The sequence below is a fragment of the Pseudomonas sp. GB2N2 genome (assembly GCF_054897705.1).
In genome coordinates, this window is sequence record NZ_CM142701.1 from 970132 (window position 1) to 982327 (window position 12196).

The window sequence follows — 12196 nt, forward strand, 5'->3', positions numbered from 1 at the left end:
AGATGAAACGCGAGTCGTCTCGGTTGTTTGATTTTTTAGAGTGATGAAACAAAGGGTGCATTTTCCGGCGCAGGCGAATTGCGCAGTGACGTGCCGAGGAACGCCTTGAGTCGTTCACTGGCGGGTGCGCGAAACAGCTGCGCAGGCGCGCCTTGCTCCTCGATCCGTCCCTGATGCAGGAAGATCACCTGGCTGGACACTTCGCGGGCGAAGCTCATTTCATGGGTGACCATGATCATCGTGCGGCCTTCGCTGGCCAGGTTTTGAATAACGGTCAGCACCTCGCCGACCAGTTCCGGATCGAGGGCGGACGTCGGTTCGTCGAGAAGGATCATTTCCGGCTCCACAGCCAGTGCTCTGGCAATGGCAACCCGTTGCTGCTGACCGCCGGACAATTGCGACGGGTAACTGCTGGCGAACCGCACCGGGTCCATCTGCACCTTGTTCAAGTAGTGCAAGGCTTTTTCCGTGGCCTCGGCACGGCTGAGTTTTTGCACGCGCATCGGCGCTGCGATGACGTTTTCCAGGACGCTGAGGTGCGCCCATAAATTGAAACTCTGGAACACCATCGACAGTTGCGTGCGCAGGCGTTGCAGCTGTCGCGCGTCTTTGGCTTGCAGGCTGCCGTCACGGGCTCGCTTCATGGCGATGGGCGTGCCATCCCAGATGATTTCGCCGGACTGCGGTTGTTCCAGCAGATTCAGGCAACGCAGAAAGGTGCTTTTGCCCGAGCCGCTGGAGCCGATCAGGGTGATCACATCACCGGCATTGGCGGTCAGCGAAACGCCCTTGAGCACCTCATGCTGGCCGTAGCTTTTGTGCAGGTCGTTGACCTGGAGTTTGGACATGTCGTTCACCTTTGCAGCCATGGTTGGCCGTCTTGTCATGGATGGGTTGACCGGGGGCGCAGGTACGCCAGCCATTTGCCTTCGGCGAGGCGAAACAGCAAAAACACCAGGGCGGTAAACAGCGCATAGAGCAGCAGGGCGGCGATGTAGGCTTCGTAGGGCGAGGCGTAGCGCATGCTGATTGAACGTCCGACGCCCGCGAGATCAAGCAACGTGATGCTCGATGCCAATGCGGTGCAATGCAAGGTCAGCACCACTTCATTGCTGTAGGCCGGGATCGCCCGGCGCATGGCGCCCGGAAGGATGATGTGGCGCATCTGCGTCCACCGGCTCATGCCCATGGCTCGGGCGGCTTCTATCTCGCCGTGAAAGGTTTTCTGGATGCAGCCGGCGAGAATCTCGATGGTGTAGGCCGCCGTGTTCAAGCCAATTGCCAGCCACGCGCAGATGTACGCCTCACGCAGGTAGGTCCAGGCCCAACTGGTGCGGATCCAGCCGATTTCGGCGAGGCCGAAGTAGATGATGTAGATCTGCACCAGCAGCGGCGTGCCACGAAACAGATAGGTAAACAGCCAGACGGGCGTGCGCAGCAACGGGTTGCTCGACACCCGCAGCAACGACAGGGGAATCGCCATCATCAGACCCAGCCCCAGCGAGGTGATGAACAGCTCCACCGTCAGCAACAGGCCAGTGGTGCGGGTCCCGTCACCCCACAAAAACAGCGCCAGATTGTCGAAGACGACATGCCAGTTCATAAGGTGATCTCCTTGCTGCCGGCGGCATAGTGCGCGGCGAGAAACCTGAGTGCGACCACCGAGACAGTGCTCAGCAGCAGATAGATGAGGGCGGCGACGATCAGCAACTCCAGACCGTGGCCGGTGGCTTTGCCGGCCGAGCGCGAGAGAAAAATCAGCTCGTTGAGACTGACCATCGAGGTGATGGCCGTGGCCTTGAGCACCACCAGCCAATTGTTGCTGATGCCGGGTAAGGCGAAGCGCATCATTTGCGGCACGACGATGTGCATTTGCACTTGCAGCTTGTTGAAACCGAAGGCCTGTGCCGACTCGGCCTGGCCCTTGTCGACCGCCAGGAAGGCACCGCGAAAGGTCTCCGCCAGATAAGCCGAATAGATCACCCCGAGAATGATCACGCTGGCGGCGAAGGCATCGATATCGATGGCCTGGAACCCCATGCGCTGACCGAGCAGGTTTAGCGCGGTTTGCCCGCCGTAGTATAGAAACAGCAACCAGACAAAGTCCGGCGCACTGCGCATGATCGAGGTGAATCCGGTGGCCAGCCAGGCCAGCCAGCGGTGCCTGGACAGCTTGCCGTTGGCGACCAGCAAACCAAGCGCCAGTGCGACGGCAAATGAGCACACGCCGACTTTGATCGTGACTAGCGCACCCGCGAGGATGCTGTCCGCATATCCATAAAGCATGATCGTCATCTCACTGTTCAAAGAGGGGCGCAGTCGTGCCAATCAACGGCAGTTCGCGTGCGTATTCGTGGGGCGCCATATCGCTGTCCAGGTAACGTGCGAACTTGTGCCCCTGATACACCGCGGCGGCAATCGTGCCGGGAGCCAGGCTGTCGCCGATCAGGCTGACCGTGCTGATACCGGCTTCGCTCAGCGCGGCGCTCTGTTCCAGCAACGCTTGATGCAGCTCATCCTTGGGCAAGCGGGCGGTGACGTTGATCAGCGACTGACAAGCGACCACCTGCGTGTGCCCGGTGATCTCGCAACGCAGATGTACGTGACCGGCCTCGAAGCGAGTGATGTTGTGATGACGTACCAGATTGACCTCCAGCGTCATCAAGCGCTTGAGGATGCTGGTGGATTCGAGGGTGTTAGCGGACCAGCTGGCGACTTGCAGGGCAGGGGTGACCAAGGTCACTTTCAGGCCCAGTTCGACACAGCGTTCAGCCAATACGTTGCCCATGTAGTAATGATCATCATCGAAAATCACCACCGGACCTTGCGGAACATGCCCGGCCATCAGGTCGTCGGGGGTGAGCACGCCGGGCGAATCAAACCCCGGGATCGCCCAGCCGTTGGCACGGCCTACGCCGTCACGACGCCAGTGCGAGCCGGTGGCAAGCGCGACGTGGCCGGCCCCGAATTCGAGAATGTCTTCAGCACCCAGCGGGCTCTCGCGGTAGAGGCTGACATTGGGCATGGGCAATAACTGGCCGATGCGCCATTCGCGAACCCGACCCCATTCGATCAAACCGGGCAGGCTGGATTCGCGCAAAACCCGTCCGCCCAATTCGCTGCTGGCTTCGGCCAGGTGCACCTCGTAGCCGCGCTTGGCCGCAGCCAGTGCGGCTTCAAGACCCGCAGGGCCGGCACCGACCACCAGCACGGTTTTGTCCGAACCCCGGCGCGGGATTTTTTCCGGGTGCCAGCCGCGCCGCCATTCTTCTCCCATGGTCGGATTCTGCGTGCAGCGCAGGTTGGAACTGGAATAGTCGCTGGACACGCAGATGTTGCAACCGATGCATTCACGAATGTCGTCGGTGCGGCCCTCGTTGATCTTGTTCGGCAAAAACGGATCGGCAATCGATGGCCGGGCCGCGCCGATGAAGTCCATCACGCCACGGCGAATCTGGCTGACCATGGTGTCGGGCGACGTGAATCGGCCGACGCCCACCACCGGTTTGCTGGTCAGGGATTTGACGAACGCGGTGTGTTCCTCCTGATAACCCTCTTTTTTGAACCGCGAGGTCACGCTGTCGTTGGCCCAACTGCTGACGTTGACGTCCCACAAATCCGGCAGCTCGGCGAGCATGGCGATAATGTCGCGGCCTTCTTCGGCGCTGACGATGCCGTCCGGCCCGAGCAACTCCTCGACGCCGAGGCGCACGGCGACGGCGCAGCGATCACCTACGGCGTCCTTGGTGTCCTCGATCAGTTCGCGCAGCAAACGTACGCGATTCTCCAGGCTGCCGCCGTACTCGTCGCAGCGATCATTCTTGCGGCGCTGTAAAAAGTGCATTGGCAAGCCCAGGTCGTGCGAGGCGTACACGTAGACGATGTCGAACTCCGCGCGTTTGGCGCGCAAGGCCGCTTGGCGATGCCACTGGCGCAGTTCGCGGATATCGCTTTTGCTCATGGCGCGCGCCTGCACCGGCGCGTTGTAAGTGATCGGCCGGTGGGACGGGCCGATGGGGATTTCCCGGCTGTCGTAGTTGGCGCACGACGGACCGTGGTGCATGATTTCAATCCCGGCGAGCGCACCGTATTGATGGACCGCCTCGGTCATCAGGGCTAGCGCCGGGATGTCCAGGTCGCTCCACAGTCGACCTTCGTGAAAAGGCGAGCAATCGCTGCTCGGGTGGATTTCCACTTCTTCGGTACAGATCACGCCCCAACCGCCCTCGGCTTTTACCCGACGCAATTCGGCAAGCCCGCGCGGTTGAGTCCAACCCATGCCATTGCAATGCGGCACCTGGAAAAAGCGATTCTTCGCCGTCACCGGACCGATCTTCAGGGGTTCGAAAAGAATGTCGAAACGTGGATCGCGAGACACGGCAAAACCCTCCGGCTGATCAGGCAGCCGCGTTATTTTTGTTTTTCATATGCGTGTAGACCGGCCCGGCGCTGCGGTTACGGGCAGCGCCGGAAGTGATCAAAGGATCGGCACGTCGAAGTACTTTTTGCGCAGTGTTTCGTACTTGCCGTTGGCGATGATTTCCGTCAGCGCCTTGTCCATGGCCAAGCGCAGATCGTCGTCCTCCTTGCGCAGGCCAATGCCCTGGCCGTCACCGAAATATCGTGGGTCGTTGAGTTGTTCACCGACCAGCGCAAACCCTTGTCCATCCGGTTTCTTCAAGAACCCCTCGACCCCCGGGATGGTATCTTGCAACGTGGCGTCCAGACGGCCGTTCTTCAGGTCCATGTACGCCTCTTCCAGGGATGGATAGCTGACGATCTCGGCGCCACTCTTGGCGAGAACTTCATTGGCGAACTTTTCATGGGTGGTTTCGCGTTGTACGCCGATGCGGATCCCTTTGAGTGTCGCCGGTTGCGCCGCGTCATAACGGGCGCCGGCCTTGGCAATCAATTGCACCCAGGAGGTGTAGTACTTTTCGGTGAAACCGATCTTCTGCTTGCGTTCCGGTGTGATGGTCATGGAAGCGACAATCGCGTCGAACTTGTTGGCCAGCAATGCCGGGATCATGCCGTCCCAATCCTGGATGGCCCACGTGCACCGTGCCTTCATCTGTTCACAGAGGGCGTTGGCGATATCAATGTCGAAGCCTCGCGGTTTGCCGTCCGGGCCAATTTCATTGAACGGACTGTAGGCGCCTTCGGTGGCCAGGCGAATGTCCTTCCAGTCTTTGGCCTGGGCGGTCAGCGCCGCCAGAGTCAACACAACAGCCAAAACACCGTGCAATTTCTTCATGTCTGCTTTCCTCGGAGGGTGATGGTGGGTCAGGCGTTCAGGGTTTCTGCCAGTGCGGCGTCAAGCAGTTCGATGGCTTCATCGCACAGGTTTCTGTCGATCATCAGTGGCGGCATCAGGCGTACGGTGCTGACGCCGCAGGTCAACAGCAGCAGGCCTTTACGGTAGGCGGTGTGCAGCAAGCGGTCGGCGAAGGCCTTGGCGGGTTTGCGGCTGATGCGGTCGGTGATCAACTCGATGCCGATCATCAGGCCTTTGCCACGCACCTGGCCGATCAGGTCGGGGTAGCGTTCTTGCAACTCATTGAGACGGCCCATCAGGTACTCGCCCATGTGTGCGGCGTTGTCCATGAAGCCGTTCTCGACCAGCTCCAGCGTGGCCGAAGCGGCCGCGCAGCACAGTGGATTGCCGCCGTAAGTGTTGCCATGGGCGCCGCGTTTCCACTGTTGCATGATGGTTTTTTTCGCCGTGACCAACCCGATCGGAAGCCCGGAACCCAGGCCTTTGGCCAGGGTGACGATGTCTGGTTTCAGCCCCCAATGCTCGCAGGCGAACATCTTGCCGGTACGTCCGGCACCCGACTGCACTTCATCGGCAATCAACAGAATGCCGTGGCGATCACACAGGGCGCGGAGGCCTTCGAGAAAGCCATCCGGCGGCACCAGGTAGCCGCCTTCACCCTGAATTGGCTCCAGCAGAATCGCTGCGACTTCTTGTGCTGGAACGTTGCTTTGAAACAGCACATTTTCCAGGTAATCGAGCACCGCCGCACCCTGATCCTCGCCCGCCAGCAGGGGCCGGTAATTGTTCGGGTAAGGGATGTGCGTCACCCCCGGCATGCTCGGGAAAAACCCGGCTTGCTGCGTGTATTTGCTCGCCGTGAATGCCAGCGAGCCCATGGTCCGGCCATGGAAACCGCCAATGAAACCGATAAAGCGCGAGCGCCCGGTGACGTAGCGCGCCAGCTTGATCGCGCCTTCCACGGCTTCGGTGCCGGAGTTGCAGAAGAAGGTCATGGCCGGTTCGCCGAAGGGCGACAGACGATTGAGGGTTTCCGCCAGGCGCACCTGTTCTTCGTGCCAGTAATCAGAGGAGATGTGCAGGAACTTGTCGGCGGCATTCTTCACCGCCTCGACCACTTTCGGGTGGCTGTGGCCGGTCGAGCACACCGCGATACCGGCGGCAAAATCGATGAAGCGATTGCCGTCGACATCCCAGACCTCGGCACCCCGGCCGTGACTCATCACAAACGGATAATCGCGGGGATAGGAGGGCGAGACGACGGCGCTGTCACGCTCGATCATGGCCAGGGATTTCGGGCCGGGCAGGGCGGTGAGCAGATGCTTGTTGTCGGTGTTATGCACGTGCGTTTTCCTCTGTTTATGCGGTGAAGGGGCGATTACTCGACACGGGTCTGGGATTGTTCGCGCAGGTACTGTGGCAAGTAGTAGAACGAGGCAATGGCCTTGCCGGTGTTGCCCGAGCCTTTCCAGCCACCGAATGGCTGATAACCCGGCCAGGCACCGGTCGTTGCCCCTTGCGGACGATTGGCATACGTCACGCCAGCCTCGACAGTGTTGAAGAACCAATCTGTTTCCTGGTCGCTGCCATAGAAGCCTGCGGTCAACCCGTACTGGCTGGCATTAGTCAGTTGCATGGCGTCATCAAGGTTTTTTACGCGAGCGAGCATCAGGATCGGCAGGAACATTTCGACCGTCCATAACGGATGCTCAAAGGGCGCTTCCGCCAGGGTCGGTGTGCAATAGAAACCCGCGATGTACGACTCGCTTTTGAGCTGCTCGCCGCCGGCGATCAGGCATGCGCCGTGCTGCTGCAGTTGCTCGCTGTAGGTGGCGAAGTCGTCGTAGGCCTTGCGGGTCGACACCGGTCCCATCCAGTTGCCGGGCACCGCAGGATCGCCGATCTGGATAGCGTGGATTTTCTCGGTGAGCAGCGCAATCAGCTGGTCTGCGACTTGATCTTCGACGTAGAGACGCGACAGCGCCGAGCACTTTTGCCCTTGCATCCCGAACGCCGAACGAATGATGCCCAACGCCGCGCGTTCGAGGTTAGCGTGGCGGCTGACAATCACCGCATTCTTGCCACCCATCTCGGCGATGCAAGGCAGTGGCCAGGGTTTATCGAGCTGGGCCCGGGTAATGCGCATGCCCACTGCATAGGAGCCGGTGAAGGTGATGCCGGCTGTCAGCGGATGGTCGATCAGGGCTTGCCCGGCGACGTTGCCACTGCCATTAAGGTAGTTGAAAACACCGTCGGGGACCCCGGCATCACGTATGCATTCGGCGAGCAAAATACCGGACCACGGAGTTTCACTGGCGCCTTTGAGCACCACGGTGTTGCCTGTCACCAGGGCTGCGCTGGCGGGGCCTCCGGCGAGGGCGAAAGGAAAATTGTAAGGCGCAATCACTGCCCATACGCCGTGGGGCTTGAGCACGCTGCGATTGGTGCTGGTGAAGTCTTCCAGCGGGTCGTTCGGGAGGGTGTGATCGAAGCCTTGATTCTGTTCCATCAGGTCGCAGTAATGATCAAAGAACACCGCGGTTTCCTGGACTTCACCCAAGGCTTCCATACGATTCTTGCCAGTTTCAAGGCTGACCGCGGCAGCGATTCGGTAAACCCTGTCCTCAATTAATCGCGCCACTTTGCGCAACAGTTCGATTCGCCCTTGCCACGGCATCGCACGCCAGGCCGGAAAAGCTTTGCGGGCCGCGTTCATGGCGGCATCGACATCTTCTTCTCGCGCCATGTGAAAGCGCCCCAGCAACCAGTATTGGTCGATCGGGCTGCGCTTTTCGATTTTTTGCGGGCTGAACACCTGCTTGCCGTCGATGAACAATCCGTAGTCACGGCCGAGGTCGTGTTTGAGGGCCGCCAGTGCGCGCTCGAACTGATCGTGCAGCTGCGCGGGCGGATTGAACATCGTGGAATAAGTCAGTTTGAATTCGCTCATTGTTCTTGTCCTCGGGGGCCTGTTCGGCAGCGATTTGGGGATAGGGCGTTGAGCGAATGATTCACCTGAATCATAAATGAGTCAAGTGAACCATTTGGTTTATTTTGGGGCCTGGTGGGCTCGATACGCCAGAACAGCGGCGCGTTGATGCAGATCTCCAATCAATTGGGCGATACCACGCAGGCCGTGGCCGAGCGATCGACGTCGCAGCACGGCCAAAGGTGTCGATCAGATTCGCCAGCATGCCCATGAGATTCTCGCGGGCATCACCGAAGTCACGCGCCAGACCCAAAGCCAGGCCGCGACCGGTGAGCAGCTGTCCGTGGCGATCCAGGGCGTCAGCCGAATCTCCGAGCAGAACGATCAGGCGATTCGCAGTTTGCTTGATCAGTCGCTGCAATTGCGTGATCAGGCGGGTTCATTGAACCAGCAGCTGACGCAGTTCAGGGATTGACTGTTCTGACGCTACGCCGCAAGCATCCGGCGTAGCGCCGATCAGCGCTTAGGCTTCGAGCGCACGGACCCGCTGCCGGCGATCTTCGTCATCGGCCTGCTGGCTGGGATGCAGGACGAAGTCGAAGGTGATTTCTGCGAAACGCTGTTCAAGCCCTTTGTCTGCCTGCGCTTGCGGGTCGTCATTGAACTGGATCTTGGCGATCAGTTCATCCCGCGTGGCGTAGGCGAAGTCGTCGTACAGGTAGGCATCGCCGGCCAGGTTGATTTGTGTGGTGAGGTGCCGGTGACCCGGTGCGCTGAGGAAGAAGTGAATGTGCGCCGGGCGCTGTCCGTGACGTCCGAGCGCAGTCAACAACTGCTGGGTCGGTCCATCTGGCGGGCAGCCATAACCGCTTGGCACGACGCTGCGAAAGCGGTAGCGGCCTTGCTCGTCCGTGACGATGCGGCGTCGCAGGTTAAACGCTGATTGGCTGCCATCAAAATACGAATAGCTGCCATTGGTGTTGGCGTGCCAGACATCGACGACGGCACCGGCCAGAGGCTGACCTGTCAAATCCAGCACTCGACCTTGCATAAACAACACGGTGCCAGGGTCCTGTCCATCGTCCAGCCGAGCTTCATGTTCAGATAACGGTGCACCCGCCACGTAGAGCGGTCCTTCAATGGTTCGCGGGGTGCCGCCCTCGATACCGGCCTGTTGATCCTTGGCATCGAGCAGCAAATCGAGGTAGTGCTCAAGCCCCAGCCCCGCCACCAGCAAACCTGCTTCGCCGCGTGCACCGAGCACGTTGAGGTAGTTCACCGCGGCCCAGAATTCCTCGGGGCTGATGTGTAGGGTCTCGATGATCTGGACGGTATGCTGGAGTAGCGCATTGACCACTTGTTTGAGTCGCGGATTACCCGCGTCGTTGGTCAGGCCGCTCGCCTCGGCGAGAAACTGTTTCGCCGACGCGGTGTGAGATATTTTTACGGTCATGTTTCAGCGCTCGTTTTTGTTGTTGTGATGGGCGATCGCCCTGGGTCAACAATCAATAGCAAGCCCGGTGCCAACCTTCTAGGTGGCGCCAAGTGGCTGAATAAAAGAACATTAAACCTAAATGGGTCGGAGAGATTCAACCGGCGTTGAGCAAATGATCATTGCCGGTCGTGGAGATTGCGCAAATGATCAATCCTTGGAGGGCGGTTGCTCCGAGGGGAATTTTTTCAAGCGGTAGGCCAGTGCCGGTCGCGTCATGCCCAACAGGCGCGCAGCCTCCGAGACGTTGTGTTGGCTGCGCTCCATCGCCGCCTGAATCAGCGCTTCTTCCACCGAATCCAGGGCAACGCCGCTCTGGATGATCTGGTCGATCCAGCCGGGAGCGCTGCCTGAGGGGCTGGGGACGAGTCGGCCATCGCTGGCCAAGCCAACGCTTTCGGCCAGTTGCGGCGAGTGCGGAAAGAGTGCGTCAACGGCAATGCTCTGGTTTTCATCGGTGATGATCACGCCCCGTTCCATCAGGTTTTCCAGCTCGCGGATATTGCCAGGCCAGTCGTAATGCAGGCACACCTCCATGGCCCGGTCAGACAGGCCCAGGGTTTTTTTCTTGTAACTGGCGTGAAGCTTTTCGAGGAAGTGCTCGATCAGCAACGGGATGTCTTCGCGCCGCTCACGCAAGGCCGGAATCCGCACCGGGAACACGTTGAGGCGGTAGAACAGGTCAGCGCGAAAACGCCCTTGGCGGACTGCATTTTCCAGGTCTTCGTGAGTCGCGGTGATGACCCGGACATTGACCTTGCGGGTTTGCGAGTCTCCCACGCGTTCCAGTTCCTGTTCTTGCAGCACGCGCAGCAACGAAGCTTGCGCACGTGGGGTGAGCTCGACAATTTCATCGAGAAACAGCGAGCCACCATTCGCCCGTTCGAAGCGGCCCATGCGTGACTGCTGAGCGCCGGTGTAGGCGCCTTTTTCCACGCCAAACAGTTCGGCCTCGATCAGGTCGGGCGGGATGGCGGCGCAGTTCAGCGCAATGAACGGGCCGCCGGCGCGCTCGCTGCGCAGATGCAAACTGCGCGCAATGACTTCCTTGCCGACCCCGGTCTCGCCCAGCAGTAATACCGATGCCTTGCCCGGTGCCACCTTGTCGATCAGCGCGCAAGTACGGCGGTAAACCGCCGACTGACCAATGCCATAGAACTTGCCCGCCTCGATCTGCAAGCGCTGGCGCATGTTCGCGACTTGCACCTGCAGCGCTTGCAGTTCGTCGATGATCGGATCGCTCTGGAAGTAGCGCATCACCTCTTCGGCGTCATCCCATTGTTCGGCGGGCTTGCCGATGATCCGGCAGTGCGCATCGCCACAACCGCGACAGCTGACCTCCTTGTAAATGATCTGCCGCCCGAGGAAAAACGAGCTGTAGCTGATGGCATAGCCCAGCAACATCCAGCACACCGGTTGGTCGGAATGGAGGTTTTCCGTCTGGCAGTTTTCCACTTCGAAAGAGTCCTGCCATTCGATGTCGGCGTAGAACTGCCCGCTCTCCAGGTCGATGTCGATCTCCTGCGGGCGGACGTTGACCATCCCTTTGAGTGAATGCAACTGCGGGCCGGTGAAGAACATCTCCAGGTCGCTGCCGTGCGGGCGCAACTTGCGCGCCAGTTCGGCGTCCTTGAGCCCGGACTGATAACCCAGGCGCAGGAAAAAACCCTTGGCGCGCTCGACGCCGAGCATCTCGATCAGCTCGCGTCTGCAGGACGCCATCATCGACACCTGGACCAGCAACATACGTTGTTCATCCAGCCAGATTTTGCCCTCGCTGCCGAGAAAACGGACCTGGTCACTCAGGTCCTTGAGTGACGGCGGGTGCTGCGAGGCCTTGTACGTGGTGATCATTCTGTTGCGCCCCTGATTGTAGTTATTTGGGGTGGTGATGCGTTCCGCCCAGGCAATGGCGGTTTTTTTTTCGCATCGAAGCGACCGGTATTTTTCAGCAAGCCAAGGTCGTGTTGTCTTTTTCTAAGCGGCCTGAAAGCGCACAAAAAGTCAATCGCTGCATGATTGGTCATTTGCTCGAACGGTTCGGCGGCGATTGAGCAAATGATCAATTGTCCCTTACCGATGCACCGCTCACCACGACGCCTGATCGCCCTATGACTCCGTATAACTCATTGTTTATTAATAGATAAAAATCTTCGTCAACGTTTTTTTCAGACACTGGCACCGTTGTTGCTCCGTACCCCTGACATAACAAGGGAGTACCTGAGCATGAGCCTGCCTGGCAACACGTTCGATCAGATGCCGCGCTACATCCGTGTACGCAGCGGGGCGGACGACACCTTCGTCGAGTTTGATTTCGCCATCGGTTATCCCGAGCTGTTTGTCGAGCTGGTGCTCCCGCGCCTGGCGTTCAAGCAGTTCTGCGAAAGCAACCGGGTGCAGCACATGGACGCGCAGATGTCTGCGGCCCTCGACGCCGATGCGAGGAAGTGGCGCTACGGCGACACCCGCGACGCCGAATAAGCCCCCCAACAATAACTAC

General features: G+C 59.7%; 11 protein-coding genes. 2 read left to right on the forward strand and 9 right to left on the reverse strand.

Features of this window, described 5'->3' with window-relative positions; genetic code table 11:
• Positions 1-35: 35 nt before the first annotated feature.
• From ACYZT4_RS04465 to ACYZT4_RS04495, 7 genes are all read right to left on the reverse strand, one after another.
• Positions 36-848 (reverse strand): ABC transporter ATP-binding protein, encoded by an 813-nt coding sequence (locus tag ACYZT4_RS04465; protein ID WP_461985571.1) that lies wholly within the window; start codon positions 846-848, stop codon positions 36-38.
• A 35-nt stretch (positions 849-883) separates the two neighbouring features.
• On the reverse strand, positions 884-1603 hold the full coding sequence (locus ACYZT4_RS04470) for an ABC transporter permease (RefSeq protein ID WP_461985573.1): 720 nt from the start codon (positions 1601-1603) through the stop codon (positions 884-886).
• Positions 1600-2295, reverse strand: coding sequence for an ABC transporter permease (locus ACYZT4_RS04475; RefSeq protein WP_461985575.1), 696 nt, complete (start codon positions 2293-2295; stop codon positions 1600-1602). Before ACYZT4_RS04475 ends, ACYZT4_RS04470 begins: the two co-directional genes overlap by 4 nt.
• A 1-nt stretch (position 2296) precedes the next feature.
• Positions 2297-4378, reverse strand: coding sequence for an oxidoreductase (locus tag ACYZT4_RS04480; RefSeq protein ID WP_461985577.1), 2082 nt, complete (start codon positions 4376-4378; stop codon positions 2297-2299).
• Positions 4379-4477: 99 nt separating this feature from the next.
• A complete protein-coding gene (locus tag ACYZT4_RS04485; protein WP_461985579.1) occupies positions 4478-5254 on the reverse strand; it encodes an ABC transporter substrate-binding protein in 777 nt (258 codons plus the stop codon).
• 29 nt (positions 5255-5283) lie between these two features.
• Complete coding sequence (locus ACYZT4_RS04490) at positions 5284-6618, reverse strand: acetyl ornithine aminotransferase family protein (RefSeq protein ID WP_461985580.1); 1335 nt, start codon at positions 6616-6618, stop codon at positions 5284-5286.
• Between the two features lie 35 nt (positions 6619-6653).
• Entirely contained in the window at positions 6654-8225 is a 1572-nt protein-coding gene (locus tag ACYZT4_RS04495) for an aldehyde dehydrogenase family protein (RefSeq protein ID WP_461985582.1), read from the reverse strand.
• A 322-nt stretch (positions 8226-8547) separates the two neighbouring features.
• On the opposite strand from ACYZT4_RS04495, the gene ACYZT4_RS04500 reads away from it, so the two are divergent.
• On the forward strand, positions 8548-8679 hold the full coding sequence (locus ACYZT4_RS04500) for a hypothetical protein (protein WP_461985583.1): 132 nt from the start codon (positions 8548-8550) through the stop codon (positions 8677-8679).
• Between the two features lie 48 nt (positions 8680-8727).
• Here the strand turns inward: ACYZT4_RS04500 and catA are convergent, their stop codons facing one another.
• Together catA and ACYZT4_RS04510 are read right to left on the reverse strand one after the other, a co-directional pair.
• Positions 8728-9657 carry a catechol 1,2-dioxygenase gene (gene catA, locus ACYZT4_RS04505; protein ID WP_461985585.1) on the reverse strand — a complete coding sequence of 310 codons (930 nt, stop codon included), beginning with the start codon at positions 9655-9657 and terminating at the stop codon, positions 8728-8730.
• A 189-nt stretch (positions 9658-9846) separates the two neighbouring features.
• Positions 9847-11550, reverse strand: coding sequence for a sigma 54-interacting transcriptional regulator (locus tag ACYZT4_RS04510; protein WP_461985587.1), 1704 nt, complete (start codon positions 11548-11550; stop codon positions 9847-9849).
• 372 nt (positions 11551-11922) lie between these two features.
• Between ACYZT4_RS04510 and ACYZT4_RS04515 the strand changes: the two genes are divergently transcribed.
• Positions 11923-12177, forward strand: a complete 255-nt coding sequence (locus tag ACYZT4_RS04515; protein WP_461985589.1) for a phenol hydroxylase subunit — start codon at positions 11923-11925, stop codon at positions 12175-12177.
• The last annotated feature ends 19 nt before the right edge of the window (positions 12178-12196 follow it).